15 protein-coding genes are annotated in these 16,781 nt (G+C 41.2%); 7 read left to right on the top strand and 8 right to left on the bottom strand.

Going from position 1 to position 16,781, the window contains the following annotated elements; genetic code table 11:
* Window positions 1–339: 339 nt before the first annotated feature.
* The 6 genes from GXZ17_RS09510 to GXZ17_RS09485 form a co-directional block, all read right to left on the bottom strand.
* Complete coding sequence (locus GXZ17_RS09510; protein ID WP_409377050.1) at window positions 340–1,140, bottom strand: ABC transporter ATP-binding protein; 801 nt, start codon at window positions 1,138–1,140, stop codon at window positions 340–342.
* On the bottom strand, window positions 1,127–2,131 hold the full coding sequence (locus GXZ17_RS09505; protein ID WP_409377051.1) for an ABC transporter ATP-binding protein: 1,005 nt from the start codon (window positions 2,129–2,131) through the stop codon (window positions 1,127–1,129). Before GXZ17_RS09505 ends, GXZ17_RS09510 begins: the two co-directional genes overlap by 14 nt.
* A 23-nt stretch (window positions 2,132–2,154) precedes the next feature.
* Window positions 2,155–2,988, bottom strand: a complete 834-nt coding sequence (locus tag GXZ17_RS09500) for an ABC transporter permease (protein ID WP_409377049.1) — start codon at window positions 2,986–2,988, stop codon at window positions 2,155–2,157.
* A gap of 1 nt (window position 2,989) precedes the next feature.
* Complete coding sequence (locus GXZ17_RS09495) at window positions 2,990–4,000, bottom strand: ABC transporter permease (protein ID WP_409377048.1); 1,011 nt, start codon at window positions 3,998–4,000, stop codon at window positions 2,990–2,992.
* A gap of 74 nt (window positions 4,001–4,074) precedes the next feature.
* Window positions 4,075–5,808 carry an ABC transporter substrate-binding protein gene (locus tag GXZ17_RS09490; protein WP_409377047.1) on the bottom strand — a complete coding sequence of 578 codons (1,734 nt, stop codon included), beginning with the start codon at window positions 5,806–5,808 and terminating at the stop codon, window positions 4,075–4,077.
* Window positions 5,809–5,907: 99 nt separating this feature from the next.
* The gene (locus GXZ17_RS09485) at window positions 5,908–6,903 is read right to left on the bottom strand and encodes an L-threonylcarbamoyladenylate synthase (protein WP_409377046.1); all 996 of its coding nucleotides are present in this window, start codon (window positions 6,901–6,903) and stop codon (window positions 5,908–5,910) included.
* A gap of 79 nt (window positions 6,904–6,982) precedes the next feature.
* Here GXZ17_RS09485 and GXZ17_RS09480 point away from each other — a divergent pair, with 79 nt between their 5' ends.
* Entirely contained in the window at window positions 6,983–7,738 is a 756-nt protein-coding gene (locus tag GXZ17_RS09480; RefSeq protein WP_409377045.1) for an undecaprenyl-diphosphate phosphatase, read from the top strand.
* Here GXZ17_RS09480 and GXZ17_RS09475 read toward each other — a convergent pair.
* Window positions 7,735–8,037, bottom strand: coding sequence for a hypothetical protein (locus tag GXZ17_RS09475; protein ID WP_409377044.1), 303 nt, complete (start codon window positions 8,035–8,037; stop codon window positions 7,735–7,737). The two genes, GXZ17_RS09480 and GXZ17_RS09475, sit on opposite strands and share 4 nt — an antisense overlap.
* On the bottom strand, window positions 8,038–8,673 hold the full coding sequence (locus GXZ17_RS09470; RefSeq protein ID WP_409377043.1) for a LysE family transporter: 636 nt from the start codon (window positions 8,671–8,673) through the stop codon (window positions 8,038–8,040).
* Between the two features lie 612 nt (window positions 8,674–9,285).
* Between GXZ17_RS09470 and GXZ17_RS09465 the strand changes: the two genes are divergently transcribed.
* The 6 genes from GXZ17_RS09465 to GXZ17_RS09440 form a co-directional block, all read left to right on the top strand.
* Complete coding sequence (locus GXZ17_RS09465; RefSeq protein WP_409377042.1) at window positions 9,286–11,022, top strand: ABC transporter ATP-binding protein; 1,737 nt, start codon at window positions 9,286–9,288, stop codon at window positions 11,020–11,022.
* Window positions 11,015–12,859 carry an ABC transporter ATP-binding protein gene (locus GXZ17_RS09460; protein ID WP_409377041.1) on the top strand — a complete coding sequence of 615 codons (1,845 nt, stop codon included), beginning with the start codon at window positions 11,015–11,017 and terminating at the stop codon, window positions 12,857–12,859. Before GXZ17_RS09465 ends, GXZ17_RS09460 begins: the two co-directional genes overlap by 8 nt.
* Before the next feature lie 359 nt (window positions 12,860–13,218).
* Window positions 13,219–14,190 (top strand): tripartite tricarboxylate transporter substrate binding protein, encoded by a 972-nt coding sequence (locus GXZ17_RS09455; protein WP_409377040.1) that lies wholly within the window; start codon window positions 13,219–13,221, stop codon window positions 14,188–14,190.
* Window positions 14,191–14,208: 18 nt separating this feature from the next.
* A complete protein-coding gene (locus tag GXZ17_RS09450; RefSeq protein ID WP_409377039.1) occupies window positions 14,209–14,637 on the top strand; it encodes a tripartite tricarboxylate transporter TctB family protein in 429 nt (142 codons plus the stop codon).
* 44 nt (window positions 14,638–14,681) lie between these two features.
* Entirely contained in the window at window positions 14,682–16,184 is a 1,503-nt protein-coding gene (locus GXZ17_RS09445) for a tripartite tricarboxylate transporter permease (RefSeq protein WP_409377038.1), read from the top strand.
* 309 nt (window positions 16,185–16,493) lie between these two features.
* On the top strand, window positions 16,494–16,781 hold a 288-nt coding region (locus GXZ17_RS09440), incomplete at its 3' end, for a DUF6431 domain-containing protein (protein ID WP_409377037.1).

Raw genomic sequence — 16,781 nt, 5'->3', positions numbered from 1 at the left:
GAATATTCCTCCCTTTTTATATAATCAATAAAATCCTACCCTTGACCTTATGAAATCTATTTTTTCAATCCCTCTTATGTCCTTGCAAAAGCTTCTTTTCCTGTCTTTGAGAGAAGCTCTTTTTTAGTTGTTACAAAAAGCGTAGCCACGCGGTAATCTCTCCTTTGACAAGTCTGAATAAATTTTAAAAGATAGATTACCACTCAAACAAGCAGATTGACTTACAATAAACCCCCGAAATTGCCGCGGGGAGGAATACACAATCCTTACAATTACACTATAAAAACACGAGAAGCGATTAGAAATAATCGCACTCTTTCCTCTCTCATTTATTGCACTTTATTCTAATAGCCACTCCTCGGATAATTTAGGAACGTCAGCCATTAGCTGCTTCGTATATGGATGATCAGGTTCAGATATTATTTTATCAGCCTCTCCTTCTTCTACAATTTTTCCTTCATGCATAATCAATAATCTTTCGCTCACATAGTACGCCAGACCTAAATCATGGGTAACAAACATTATTGTCGTACCTTCCGTATCTCTTAAGTCCAACAATAGCTCCAGTATCCCTGACCTCAAGTTAGCGTCTATCATAGAAGTGGGTTCATCAGCTATCAAAAGCTCGGGCTTTATGAGATGAGCTCTGGCTATCATTACTCTCTGTCTTTGTCCTCCACTGAGTTCAAAAGGAAATTTATCTGCTACTTCATCCGGTCTAAAATTCACTGCTTCTAAAGATTCACACACCATTCTCCATTTCTCTTCTTTAGTAAATTTATTGTCAAACAGTTTGAAAGCGTCTAACAATACTTTTTTAACTGGCGAAAATATATTAAAAGAAGCATAAGGATCTTGAAATATAGCCTGCACTTTCCTCCAGTAGGCCTTTTTCTCTTTTCCTTCAATATTGGTAACATCTTGACCCTCGAATATTATTTTCCCTGCAGTCGGTTTTAAAAGTCTGAGAAGCATCCTGGCAAGAGTGGTCTTTCCGCTTCCACTTTGTCCCACTAAAGAAATAACTTCCTTCTTTTTTATGGAAATGCTAACGTCGTCTACTGCTTTTATAGCTTTTTTGCCACTCCCAAAAACTTTTGTTAAATTTTCCGTTTTTATTATTTCATCATTGCTGGACATGAGGTACCACTTCCTCTTTTGCCTTGATATGGTCCACCCTTATACATCTCACTTTTCTACTATCAAACTCCACCATGCCTATGGTTCTTTTTCTACAATCTTCTATTGCTAAATAACATCTATCAGCGAATCTACACCCCTTTATCGGTTTTCTCAAATCAGGAGGAGATCCTGGCAAGCTAGGAAGCTTTTTACCTTTTATTCCTACCTCCGGTACCAATATAGATTGCATTAAAGCCTGAGAATAAGGATGAATAGGATTAAATATTATACCTTCAGTTTCCCCTATTTCAACAAACTCTCCAGCATACATTACTGCTATTCTGTCACATACGTGCCTCAATATAGGCAATTCGTGAGTTATAAATATCACACTTTTAACTATCCCTTCATCAAAAAGCTCTTTTATCAATTTTATTACAATCTTTTGGGAGGTTACATCCAGAGCAGAAGTGGGCTCATCCGCCACTACCACTTTAGGATTCATAAGCGTGGACACCGCTATCACTACTCTCTGCTTCATGCCTCCGCTTAGCTCCAGAGGATAGAGGTCTATCACCCAGGGAGGCAGAGAAAGCGATTCAAACCTTTCCGTAGTTAAATCTAAAACTTTATTTTTGCTCATACGAGGATCGTGCTCTTTTAAAAGGTCTATAACAAAGTTTTTAATTTTTAAAGTGGGATTCAGTGCATTCATGGCGCTCTGAGGTATATAGGAATATTTTCTCCCCAGTATTTTTTTTCTCAACTCTTCTTCTTTTTTGCCTATTATGTTCTCGCCATCCAGAAACACCGAACCACTTTCATAAGTCAGGGGAGGTAAAAAAAGACCGGACATAGCCATAGCCAGTGTTGATTTGCCGCAACCCGATTCACCCGCTATGCCTAATATCTCCCCTTCCATCAAGTTAAACGAAATATTATCAACTGCTCTGATGCGCTCTCCTGACCTTGTTTTATAATATGCTCTGAGGCCATCTACTTTTAGCATTATTTTCCTGGATTCTTCCACTTTTAGCTCCTCAATCGGGGATTAAAAATTTCGTCCATCCCGGTATTCATAAAATACAGAGAGAAAGTTATTAAAGCTATGGTTATAGCCGGGGGTACAAAAGCCCACCACGCCCCAGATCTAACTGACTCAAATAAAAGAGCCCAGGATAACATAGTACCAAGCGAAACCACATTACTGGGGCCAAGCCCCAGCATACTTATACCTGCTTCATTAAGAATTCCGCTTGCCACCTGGAGAACAAAAGCCATAAATATGTAAGACAAAATATAGGGCATGATCTCCCTTATTATTATTTCTACAACGCTCGCCCCATTGAGTCTTGCTATATCGACATGCTCTCTACCCCTTAAGCTCATAGACTGGGCTCTTACTGCCCGGGCCGTCCAGGGCCAGGAAGTAATCCCCAATACCAGCCCCATCACAGCAAGGGACCGACTGCGAAGACTCACAGTTATCAGTATCAAAATGACAAATGGTGGTATAACTAGAAAAATGTTGGTAATAGAGTTCAAAATGTTATCTACAGTGCCTCCCTTATACCCGGCAAAAAGACCAATGGTTACTCCTATAGCTGTAGCTATCACCCCTGCAAACAAACCTATTATCAGAGAGGTCTTCATTCCGTGTATCAGCTCCACAAATACATCTCTTCCAAAATTGTCTGTTCCCAGGATATATCTTGAAGAGGGGGCTTCATACATGAGTCCTACCATCTCAAAGGGGTTTTTATCGACCACTGCAGGATATATAAACGCAGTTAAAAACAAAAAAACAAAAATACCCAATCCTGCTATAAACTTTGGAGATTTAAAGAGTAGTTTCAGAGTTTCCATATCAGCTTCCCTCAACCTGCGCAGCTTTAATCCGAGGGTCTATCAGGCCATAGACTATATCTATTATGAAATTCGCCGCCAATACCGTTAAAGCTATTATCAAAGTCGAGCCCTGAATCAGAGGATAATCAAGTCGTCTTATTCCATTGAATAGCGTTGATCCTATTCCTGGATATCCAAACACAATCTCGGTTATCAACGACCCTCCCACCATGGTTCCTAAACTGATAGCAAGACCGGTTATCTGGGGTAACATTGCATTTCTGAACACGTAACTTTGAATTTTCCTATCCCCCATACCTAGCATCTTACAATATGTAACATAATCGGTATTTAGCTCATATATGGCCATCTCTCTCATTCCTATAGCCTGCCCACCGATTGTCACCAGCACTATAGATATGAAAGGCAAAAAATAGTGGTGCAATACGTCTACTATAAATGGCCAGGACCAGGAAGGAAGTAGAGTTCTACTATATCCCCCGCCTATAGGGAACCAGCGCAGGTACACACCAAAAACGTACAATAAAATAATTGCCAGACAGTAATAGGGCACAGAATTGATAAATAATGCAACAGGAAATAAAATCCTGTCAAAATTTCCTTTTCTATAGGCAGCAAAAGCTCCTAATAAGTTTCCTACTATCCATCCTACAATTATGGCCGGAAATTGTAAAAAAAGCGTCCAAGGAAGAGCATCAGCCATTATCTTATTGACCGAGAGAGGATAAAGACTGAAGGAGGTCCCCAGATTACCTTTGAACACATTTCCAACATAGGTAAAGAATTGAACAAAAAACGGTTTATCCAGTCCAAACTCTTGTATGAAAGACTGATAAACTCTCTCTTGTGCTTCGCTGGTCACGGCTCCAGACATCATCTGGGAAACTAACACTGATATGGGGTCTCCCGGAACGAGCCGGGGAAGAAGAAAGTTTAAAAACAGAGCAAGAAAAAAAGCCAGAAGATACCAAGAAAACTTCTGCAAAATGTACCTGGTAAATTTCCTCATCGGGCTACCTCGGATTAAGTATTGTATTTTTAAAGCCCGTGGAGAAATAACCTCCACGGGCTTTAAAAATAAGGTTATTTCGCGGGCTCAATATGCCACAGTATCTTTATACCTGCTCCAACACCAGGCATACCTGGAGCATAGGGATTATCATCGTTGGGGAATCCCTTCCAGTAGGTCTCATTGTATTCATAGAATACCCAGGGTCTGTACATTAATGGTATTACAGGAACATCTTTACGATATATACTATCCAGTTCATCATACAATTTCTTCAATTCTGCCTCATCCGTAACTGTGGGTATTAAATCAATAAGCTCATCTACTCGTTCATTTTTATATCTTCCAAAGTTCCTGTAGGCAATTTTGCCGTATTCTGGTACTCCCTTGGAGTGAAGCACTATCTGGAAATTCAACCAGGGCTGAGCAGGACTGGGCTCAGAAGGTGTCCACATGGTCATGTCAAAATTACCGGTTTCTCTGTTATCGTAGGCGACAGGTGCATCAGGGAAGGAAGTTTCTATGTCTATACCTATAGCTTTAGCTGATTGAGCAACTATCTCTAAAGCAGCATTCCAGTCTGTCCATCCATACGGACATTCAACTTTGAAGGGGCCTAACCTCGTTCCATCGGGAAGCACATATATTCCGTCACTTCCCTTTTTAGCTCCCAGTTCCCCTTCCAGAATTTCCACTGCCTTTTCCGGATTGTATTCCCAGCCTTCTTGTTTCACCAATTCTTTATTAAAGTATTTTGCCTGTGCACCATAAGGCACTATTAGACTTGCTTCAACTTTGGGAGAATAATTAGACATAGCCAGCTCAGAAATCTTTGCATAATCAATGCAGTAAGCAATAGCTCTTCTGAGTTCAGGATTGTCTAAGGGAGGTTTATTTACGTTGAACCACAGAGAAGGCATAGTTGCTGGAATATGGTAAGGAACTTCTTTATACCAAGTTCCAATGGGCAATCCTTTGTTTTCCCAGCACTCCCAGATTCGAGGCATAAACTGCTGAGAAAGATCTACTTCTCCATTTTCAAAAGCCAAGTTTCCTTCGTCATTACTCTTAAAAATAGGGTGAACGACATATTTTGGTCTGGGCAGTTCGCCATCGTAGAGAACCACTCCCCAGTAGTCATCAACTCTTTCCAGAATTATAGTTTCTGGACTTTCATAATAAACCCGATAAGGTCCTGAGCCTATGGGGTCTTTGTTGTCGAATTTCCTAATTTCTGCTATGTCATTGCCAGCATCTTCTTCCACTTTTGCCCAGATATGTTCAGGAACTATGTATGCAGCACCCAAACCATCTTCCACCATTAATTTATTGGGGTTATCAGCTTTCATTTTGAAAATAACAGTCTGGTCATCTTCTTTGTAAACATCTTCCAACCAATCCCAGACAGAAGAATAACCTATTGGATATTTCTGACCAAGCTTATAGGAATAAACTACATCGTCAGCGGTGACTTTTTCTCCATCATGAAAATAAGCATTGGGGTTCAACTTTACTTCCAGAGTCAAATCATCTCGCCACTGGAACGATTCTCCCAGTATGGGAACAAAATCACCGGTTAAGAGACCATCATAGGTAAACAAGGGCTCGTAAATCCAGATATGTTGCCGGGGGTTAGAAACAAAAGTCATGGGACTCCCGGTAAAAGGATTATCGGTGGTAGGAGGACCCCACTGAAATCCTGCAACATAGAGAGCTTCTTCTCGAGGAATTTGCACCTGTTGACCAAAAGCTACCCCCCCTAAAACCAAAACCAACACCAAGAAACACGCTAAAACTGCCTTTTTCATATTTATCACCCCTCTTTCATATTAGTCATAGAGTGTACTCTATGACTAATATGAATTATAGCATAAGTAATTATCAATTAGGAATAAATACCATGAGGATTACACGATTAATTTTCTATCTTGCACTTTAACATATCCCGAAGACGCTCTTTTCAACCGGTCCATAATTGCTCTTCCCAGTCCTTTTTCCTTTACGGTTAGGCTGATTATGGCCCGAAAAGGACCTTCTTCCAACTCTCGCAAAACACTGAAGAGATTACTGGCTACCTCTCTTATATCCCCTTTCTCACTCAAAACCTTTATCTCTTCTCGGGAATCAGCAATCGGAAAAGGAGAAACAATAGCTATTCCCGAAAGATCACACAAGAGGAGATCCTCTATCTTCCCTTCAAAAAGGTAAAGAGGAATCCGGGGAGCATAATGCTTCTTTAAAGTACCAGGAGAAAGAACTTTAGGGGAAGAAGGCGGTGTCTCGATTTTTCCTACCCACTTTTCGATTTCTTCAATACTCAACCCTCCTGGCCGAAGGAGAAAGACCTTTCCCTCCTCTATCATGATTATTGTAGATTCCACCCCAATCTCTGTTTTTCCTCCATCCAGAATCAAATCCACTCCTTCTCCTAAGTCAAGAGCCACTTCCTCTGCTTGAGTAGGACTCAGATGTCCAAAACGATTGGCACTGGGAGCAGCCACAGGGACATCTGCCCAATCTATCAACTTTAAAGCTACAGGATGAGCTGGCATGCGGACAGCCACAGTAGAAAGACCGGCAGTAACGATATCAGGAACTTCCTCTTTTTTGGGCAAAACCAGAGTTAAAGGACCAGGCCAGAACTTTTCCATCAACATCTCCGCAAGAGGAGGAATTTCCCTAAAGAGACGGGAAACCATCCCATGGCGAGAAATATGCACAATAAGAGGATCGAAACGAGGTCTTCCTTTAACTTCGAAAATACGAGCCACCGCCTCAGGTAAAAACACATTAGCCCCCAGTCCATAGACGGTTTCAGTGGGGAAAGCTACTAACCCTCCCTCCTTTAAAATTTTTGCTCCTTTTTTAATGTTTTCATCTGTAGCCGGAAGAATTCGCTCCATTTTTCTCCTTTTCTCCTGATATTGCTCTCTTTTTAGTTCTATTATAGAATAGCAAGCAAAACCGAGGAAGGAGTCAGCTATGACCGGGCAATCAATTATATTAGGTTTAATTCAGGGATTAACCGAGTTTTTTCCCATTTCCTCTTCTGCTCATCTTATTCTTCTTCGCCCGATATTTAATCTGGGAGAACAAAGCCTGTGGTTTGATGTGCTGCTCCATGGAGGAACCTGGCTTGCAGTATTAATTTACCTTATACCTTATTATTCCCGGGCTTTTCGTCAGCCCCGCATTATTTTGAATATCCTCCTGGCCACTATCCCTGCAGGATTACTGGGATATTTATTTGAAGATATAATAGAAAATTCCTTGAGAAACAGCTTTTTAGAGATATGTTTATTATTAGTTATTTTAGGTGTGATATTTTTAGTGGTAAAAGAAAGAGGTAATAAAACTTTAGAGAATATGACTGGAAAGGAAGCTCTCTTAATCGGGGTAGCTCAAGCTCTTGCTCTTTTCCCGGGGGTTTCCCGCTCAGGTATTACCCTTCTGGCTGGATTTCTCTGCGGGCTACAAAAAAAAGAAGCGGTGCTTTTTTCCTTCTTTTTATCAGCTACCACCATTGGAGGAGCATTTATCTTAGGAATTAGAAATTTGAGTGTTTCGGGAAACTTCCTCTCACCGGAGCTGGTGAGTGGATTCCTGGCTTCCTTTGGTAGCGGATTGCTGGCTTGCTTTCTCCTGCTGAGGATTGTGAAAGAAAAAGGGCTAAAACCTTTTGGTTACTATCGCATCATTTTTGGGGGGACAATGTTCATCTGGTTTTTATTTCATTAAAACATAACATCTTCGAGAAGAGAGCGGATTTTCTCTCTCAAAATATTTTCCACTTTGTTAAATAATTGTTCAGAATAAAAGGCAACCGGCAACCATATTTTTATTCTTCCGTCCTCTAAAATGATATGGATACTTTCAGGAATTTCAGTTTCCCTCCTCACCATTTCCTCTAAAAACTTATTAAGACTCCTAAAGGGTATAAAACAGAGCTGATAAGGGCTATTTAGTTCATACTCCCAGTAAAAGTAAACAGTCTCTTCATATCGGTAAGGTACCGGCTCTAAAATTAACTTAATCATTTATCGAATCACCTCTGAGATAAAATAAATACCAAAGAAAAGCATAAACCCTCCGCAAATCCCCACTAACCACTGATAAAAACGGGGAGAGAGGAAGTTTTTACCTCGATGCAAAGTAAAAGAAACCGCGCTATACCAGACAAAGTCAGAGAGAATATGGCCAAGAAAGAAAAACACCACTCCCCAAAAGGGAAAAGAAGTAGCAGAAAGAAGAAGAGCCAACCCTACAGTAGCCCACCACATTATCCAGTAAGGATTAGAAAGACTGACCAGTAAACCTTTAAAAGCCAGGCCACCTTCTGAGTTTGAGCTATTCTCTACAGAGAAAGTTTCTGAATTACGCACCATCCTCAACATATCTATTCCCAGATACAATAAAACTACCCCTCCTCCTATTCCTATAACCTGGTGAACTAAAGGTATGTCCAGCGCTTTCCCCAGACCAAGCATTAAAACTATAACCAAGCCCAGTTCTAAAATTCCATGACCCAAAACTACCAGAGGTCCAGCTTTATAGCCCACCTGGTAAGTCCCGGAAAGAACCAGAGCCAAAAGCGGACCGGGCATCAATGCTCCTGAAAAACCAATCAGGAAAGCACTGCCAAAGATAGATAATAATTCCCAGCTTTCGTTCATTTCCTTTTTTTTATTTATTATATAACAATCAGCGAGATATTTACTGGAAAAAACTTAAAAATAAAATCTACCGAGTGAGAAAAAACCCCTCAACAAAAAACTTCTGGATTCCCGATTGAAGATTTCGGTAATGACGTAAGAAGATGAACGTCTCGCTAAATTTCAGGCATAATAGACCTTTCCTTTTCTCACCTTGAAATCCTCTTTTTTATTCGCCTCCTGCACTTTCTCCACTGACTCTTTTCTTTCTCCCTTCCGCAAGAGATGAGAAAAGGAGAAGCCCGCAAGGGGTGGGAGAAAGAAAAAAATCCCACGAGGATCGCAAAAACAGCCTACGGCGCCAAAAGCAAAAGAGCAAAAAATTGAAACCAAAAACTAAAACAATTACACTGGATAATACGCCAGAATCATGATTACAAAATGGAGAGTGAATTGCCTTAAAAAAGTGGCCTGACTCCCTTTTACAAAAATTTAGAGCACTTATCCACTTACTGCAAAACAAAATATAGGATATAATCGTCTGTACTGAGGTATTTCCCTTAGCTATTCATAGAGGAACTTATTTACCTGGTACCAATATATAAAACGATGAGAAAACATATGCAGACAGAAATGAAAAAGTTATTATCATATCTGAAGCCATACTGGAAAGCAGCGCTGTTAGCTCCAATTCTAATGCTGATAGAAGTGATATGCGATTTATCTCAACCCACTTTATTAGCCAGCATAGTGGATAACGGTGTAGCTAAAAGTAATTTACCTTACATATTAAATACTGGTGTCCTTATGCTGGGCATAGCCTTAATAGGAATGGCCGGCGGAATGGGATGTTCGGTAGCTTCCAGTATAGCCAGTCAGAATTTTGGAGCCAGTCTACGCTCTGCGGTGTTCAAAAAGATTCAACTTCTTTCGCCTCTTAACATAGATAGATTTAAGACCTCATCGCTCGTGACCCGCCTCACCAATGATATAACTCAACTTCAAACGGTAGTTCTGATGTCGTTGAGGATTATGGTACGTGCACCACTACTTTTTATAGGTGGTATAATAATGGCTGTATCATTAAATGCCCGATTAGCGCTTATCCTCACGGTATCTATACCCCTACTGGCTGCGGTTATCTATTACCGAATGAAAAAAAGCACACCGCTTTTTTCTTACATGCAAGAGAAGCTGGATAGAGTCAATGCTGTTATCAGAGAAAATCTTTCCGGCATCCGACTGATTAAAGCCTTTGTGAGAGCCGACCACGAAAAAAAACGGTTTGCCACTGCTAACGATGAACTCATGTATGCCACTCTCCGGGCTTTTAACCTTGTTATAACTATGATGCCAATAGTGATGCTCATAATGAATTTTAGTATTGTGGCGGTGCTATGGTTCGGGGGATGGGATATAGACCGGGGCAATATGGAGGTAGGCGAGATAATAGCTTTTGTAAATTATATAACTCAAATACTCTTCTCACTCATGATGATTGGTAACATATTACTATTTGTTTCCCGTGCTTCGGCTTCAGCAGAAAGAGTGAACGAAGTGTTAGATACGGACATCGATATTAAAAACGCCGATAATCCGGATTTCACACCTCTATCTTCAGGAGAGGTAGCTTTTGAAAATGTGTCTTTCGGGTATAGCGGAGATAAAAACCAGTTGGTGCTCAAAGAAATAAGCTTTCATGCCCCATCGGGTAAAACCATCGCTATCCTTGGCTCCACCGGTTCAGGTAAATCCACACTGGTAAACCTCATACCCCGTTTTTACGATGTTACCAGTGGTCAGGTGACGGTAGATAAAAGAGACGTGCGTTCAATGGATTTAGCCACTTTGAGGTCTGGTATGGGTATAGTACCGCAGGATACCATACTATTTTCAGGTACTATAAAAGACAACATTCGCTGGGGTAAAGAAGATGCCACAGATGAGGAAATAATAGAAGCAGCCAGAGTAGCTCAGGCTCATGAATTCATAATGAGCTTCCCTGAAGGCTATGACACTCAGTTAGGTCAGCGAGGTGTCAACCTCTCAGGAGGACAGAAGCAAAGAATAGCCATTGCTCGAGCAATAATTAAAAAACCACCCATTCTCATACTTGACGATAGCACAAGCGCCGTTGACGTAGTCACTGAACAGCGGATACAAAAAGCGCTGAAGGAATTTATAAGAGGCTCCACTATTTTTATAATAGCTCAACGCATAAGCTCAGTGATGGATGCCGATAAAATATTAGTCTTAAATGAAGGTCGTATAGAGGCAGAAGGCACCCATGAGGAATTGCTAAAAAGCAGCCCCCTGTATCAGGACATATATAATTCACAACTGGGAGAAGGAGTTATGATAGATGCATAACCCGGGAGGAGGGCGTCACGATGCAGTTTATGTCGTAAAGCCCAGAGATGCGAAAAATACTTTAAAAAGACTATGGTGGTATTTATCAGAGCACAAAATAAGACTTTTTCTCGTGCTCTTTCTTGTAGCCATAACATCGGTGTTAACCCTTGTGGGGCCTTATCTCATAGGGAAAGCCATAGATAATTATATCATTCCCCGCGATTTCAATGGATTATTTCGTCTTTTAATACTTATGGCAGCTATATACGTCCTTATGTCCTTATTTACATGGTTACAGAGTCGCACTATGATTAATGTAGCCCAGCTCACTATACGTAACATGAGAAAAGATGCCTTTGATAAATTACAGATATTACCTGTAAGCTTTTTTGACGCCAGACCCCGGGGAGATATCATGAGCAGATTAACAAACGATATAGACCTTATAAACAATGCCCTGAGTTCCAGTTTAACCCAGATATTCTCCAGTATTATCACTCTGATAGGAACCGTAATATTAATGTTGTGGTTAAGCCCTCTCCTGACAGGAGTCAGCATGATAACAGTACCTATAATGTTGATCACCACCAACATTGTAACCAGGCACACCCGACGATATTTTTCAGAACAGCAAAGAGTTTTAGGTATGTTGAATGGCTTTGCCGAGGAAAATATATCGGGACAAAAAGTAGTTAAAGCATTTGTCCGGGAGGCTAAAGAAATAGAGCGTTTTGAGGTCACCAATCAAGAACTGAAAAACGTGGGCATTAAAGCTCAAATATATTCAGGCATAATGGGACCTTTAATGAACGTATTAAATAATATAGGATTTGCCATAGTAGCTCTGTCCGGGGGATGGCTGGCAGTTAAACAAATAATAACCATAGGCACCATAGCCGCCTTTATAAACTATACCAGACAATTTACCCGCCCCTTGAATGAATTAGCTAACCAGATTAATACCATCCAATCAGCCATAGCAAGTGCTGAAAGATTATTTGAAATAATGGATGAGCCACCTGAACCACCTGATCCTCCCGATGCCATAGAGCTCAAAAGCGTCAAAGGTGACGTAGAATTTCGGAATGTATCATTCTCTTATAAATCAGATGAAGCGGTACTCAAAAATATAAGCTTCCATGCTCATCCCGGACAAACCATAGCTCTGGTTGGCCCCACCGGAGCGGGGAAAACCAGTATAATCAATTTGCTCGCTCGCTTCTATGACCCCGATAGTGGGGACATATTCATAGATGGATATAATATCCAGAAAATTACGAGAAAAAGTCTTCGCTCATCTTTAGGAATAGTGTTACAAGATACCTACCTCTTTTCTGAATCAGTAAAGGATAATATTCGTTACGGCCGATTAGATGCCACCGATGAAGAGGTAAAAGCTGCCGCTCGATTGGCCAATGCTGAACAATTCATATTAAACTTGCCTCAGGGATATGACACTATTCTCTCCGAAGATGGTGGAGACCTGAGTCAGGGTCAGCGCCAACTGCTGGCTATTGCTCGAGCCATATTAGCCGACCCGGCTATATTGATACTGGACGAAGCCACGAGCTCAGTAGACACTCGCACTGAGCAACACATCCAGGAAGCCATTTACAAACTGATGAAAGGGCGCACCAGTTTTGTGATAGCTCACCGGCTCAGCACCATCCGCAAAGCCGATATGATATTAGTGATAGACGATGGAGAAATAATTGAGAGAGGCAACCATGTGCAACTATTAAAACAGAAAGGTTTCTACTATAACCTGTATATGAGCCAATTTGCCCATATTCTGCACAAAACAGAAGTTTATGAAACACCACAGCTGGAATTCCATAAAAGTTATGAAGACTAGCTGGTTTCAACGAAATTACAACTTATGGGAGAGAGAAAGAAAAAACTTTTCCGAAAGATCTATGACAATATTCCTACCCTTCCCTTAGAGAACCAGCTACTAATTTCTCTTGAGCTTAGAAAGCCTAACTAAAGACTTTTGCTGGATTACTTGTTCCATTTATAATAATGATACTACCTAAAACTGAACAAATAGAGCCTCAAAAGCTAATAACAGAGGGAAAAAGAAAAATACTCCTACAATGGGTTGACACTATCTATTATGCATAGCCTCCGGTAGTCTTTTAAGACAAAAATGGTATAATGCTTGTAAAGCATATTTATATTTAATTTAGCTTAATCGAAGGGAGGAGAATGGTTATGAAAAAGAGTAAATTAAACGTTTTTTTGTTAATGAGTATGGTTTTTTTTCTCGTTTTTGTTTCGGTGGTGCCAGCTCTGGCCAGCTTTCCGGAAAAAGAAATAACCTTAATCATCCAAGCTGCCCCGGGAGGAGTGTCAGATGCAGTAGGAAGAGCTATGGCGGCAGCAGCCGAAAAAATCTTGGGAGTCCCAATCATTCCTACCAATATCACTGGTGCAGCCGGAGCAATTGCTATGGGGAAACTCAAAGAAAGCCCACCAGATGGTTACACGATAGGTTATGTTCCGGTGGAGCTGGCTATGGTGAAAGCGTTGGGTTATGCTGATATTTCTCCTGACGATTTTGACCTCATCATGCGAGTCAATATTGTTCCTGCCGCTCTTACCGTTCGCTCCGATGCTCCTTACCAAACCTTTGAAGAGTTTGTAGAATATGCCAAAGAACATCCTGGAGAAGTTTTGGTAGGCACCTCTGGAACTGGCTCCATCTGGCACATTGCTGGATTAGCTTTGGAAGAAGCTATTGGTGCTACGTTTACTTATGTTCCTTTTGACGGGGCAGCCCCCAGCGTAGCCGCCTTAATGGGAGGCCACATCCACGCAGTTACCTGTAGCCCTGCCGAAGTGCTTTCCGGAGTCAATGCGGGAGATTTAAAAATTTTAGCCATTTTAGGAGAAAAAAGAAGCTCTCTCTTTCCCGACGTACCCACGGCGGAAGAGTTAGGATACAATGTTAATGTAATGGCCTGGGGTGGGTTCGCTCTACCTAAGGGAACTCCTAAAGAAATTTACGATACCATTGCCTCCGCTTTCTGGGAAGCTCTGGAAACCGAAACCTTTCAGAAAGTAATGGAAGAGAGAGGAATTGAGGTTTCTCCTCTGGATGGCCCGGCATTTAGAGAGTTTGCTATACAGCAGTTTGAAATGTATATGGAGTTAATTCCCCGCGCCTTAGGACAACAGCAATAAACCTTACAAGGAAAATATATGGCAGACATTCTATTTGGGGTCTTTACTGTAGTCCTTGGAATAGTGCTGTACTGGGGAGCCAACCGGCTCCCCACCGGAGTGTTGACTTTCGCTCTCAATCCTGGATTTTTTCCCAAGATAGTAGCGGCGGGGCTTATAATTTTAGGAGCCATCCTTGCTTACCAGGGATGGAAAAGTAAACCAACTTATGGTGAGGGAAAACTGAACAAAGAGTTAGGTCTTCGATTAGGAGCCCTTTTAGGATTGGTGTTCTTATACCTTATTTTATGGGGAAGGGGTTCTTTCTTACTGAATACTTTGGTTTTTCTCTTTTTTTCCCAACTAATAATGAAATATCGAGTGCTCCCTTCCCTGCTTTCTTCAACCATAATCACTTTTTTAACCTGGATTCTTTTTACCCAAGCTTTCAAGGTTCATCTTTTCTAAACAAGCTAAAATTAAAAATAACTAACATTAGGATGGGATCTACTATGCAAGATTTGCTAGTAGCTTTTCAACAAGTGCTACAGCCTGGAGTTCTACTTTACTTGATTTTAGGCACTACCTTAGGTTTGGTGGTAGGAACCCTACCTGGACTTACCGCCACTATGGCAGTAGCTATTCTGACTCCTCTTACTTTCTGGCTTCCTCCAGCAAGTGGTCTGGGAGTATTGATAGGAGTTTGGAATGCTGCTATTTTTTCTGGAGGTATATCAGCCATCCTTTTAAATATTCCCGGAACTCCCGCTTCTATCGCTTCCACTTTTGATGGTTACCCCATGGCTAAAAAAGGTCAAGCGGGGTTAGCTCTGGGAATTAACGTTTTATATTCATTCATCGGGGGAATTTTCGGGATTGTAGTTTTTTTGGTTGCTGCTTTCCCTCTGGCTCGATTTGCCCTCTCTTTCGGTCCTGCAGAATACTTTGCCTTAGGTCTTTTTGGCTTAAGTATGATGGTAGCAGTGTCCGGGACTTCAATGGTTAAAGGTCTTATCACTGGATTCATTGGCTTAGCTCTTTCCCTGGTGGGGCTTGACCCGATGTTAGCCACCCCTCGGTTTAACTTTGGCTCTACCGATTTAATTACTGGTTTATCTTTTATTCCTCTCATGATTGGAATCTTTGGCTTAGGGGAGGTTTTCTACCAGATGACCACTGCTCCTTATCAACCTCAAGAAGAATCTGGGAAGAAAAGGGAGACCCTAAGCAGTCTGGGAAGAATGTTGGTCAATGCTAAAGAATTTATTCAAACTCTCCCAGCTGCTATTATAGGAAGCGTCACTGGAGTTATAATCGGGGCTATCCCCGGGACTGGAGCAGATATTGCTTCTCTCCTGGGCTGGGAGTTTTCTCGTCGAGCCTCTAAACGAAAAGAGGAATATGGTAAAGGGTCTATCGAAGGTTTAGTCGCCACTTGTACTGCTAATAACGCCTGTTTGGGAGGAGCTCTTACCACTATGATGGCTCTTGGAATCCCTGGAGATGCAGTTACCGCGGTTTTGATCGGTTCTTTTATGATGTATGGAGTCCAACCTGGACCGGCTATGTTTAGAGATAGGTCTGATTTTGTGTTCACCGTAATTGGCTTGATGATATTGGCCAACTTATTTTTCTTGGCTACCGGCTTTATTTTCTCTCGGTTTGCCGGTGGTTTCATTCTCCTTCCTAAACCCATTATGTGGAGTACTATTCTAATCCTTTCTTTAGTGGGCTCTTTCTCTCTCAACAACCGGTTATTTGATGTCTGGGTAGCATTTTTAGGAGGTATATTAGGGTTTCTTTTCCGGCGATATCAATTTCCCATTGGACCAATAATCCTAGCTCTCATTTTAGGGCCAATGGTAGAGCGAAACTTCCGAACAGCCCTTATAATTTCTCACGGAAACCCGGCTATTTTCCTGACTCGACCCATATCTTTGATATTTATTATAGGAACAGTGCTTGCTCTTGCAAGTCCTTTATTTCTCTACAGAAAAAAGGAGAAAAAAGAGTAAATATAGTAGGGGGCAACGCCCCCTTATAACCCCCAGAAAAAAGAAAAGAACAAAGATTGGAAAATCTAAAAAACTAACTAAGTGTTTCTACCAACTCAGAATGTCCAAAAGCTACCGAGATTGTCTGTCTTTAAATTGCCATATATAATGTCCGAGTAATAATCTTTAAGGGAAAATTCTTTAAGGAAAATACTGAGGAAAGGAGAAGGACCTCAAGGATGGATAACTAACTTCCCCGAGGCCCCCCAAAGGTATGATTATTGTATCACACTATACCAAAGAATGGGATAACAATCACCACTTTTTCTAGTGACAGGGGAGGAAAACATTCACTGTCCTTACTGCCAAGGAGAACTAAAACCTTATGACCGGAGAAAGAGAGTTCTCTTAGACCACAATGGGAAACGCTGGGTTTTCTCTCTCAGAAGATTACGCTGCCAGAAGTGTAAGAGAATGCATATCGAGCTACCCGATATCTTTGTTCCCTACAAACGTTACAGTGCCGCAGTAATTGAATCAGTGATAGAAGAGAAAACAAGTGGTGCTCCCTATGAGGAGAGAACCAGACAGAAAATCTGCTCCTGGTACAGAAGAGTG

It is taken from the genome of Candidatus Sordicultor fermentans, assembly GCF_012728195.1.
Lineage (GTDB): Bacteria > Atribacterota > Atribacteria > Atribacterales > Caldatribacteriaceae > Sordicultor > Sordicultor fermentans.
The sequence above is the reverse complement of the archived record's forward strand: the minus strand, read 5'-3'. Positions and strand labels throughout refer to the sequence as shown.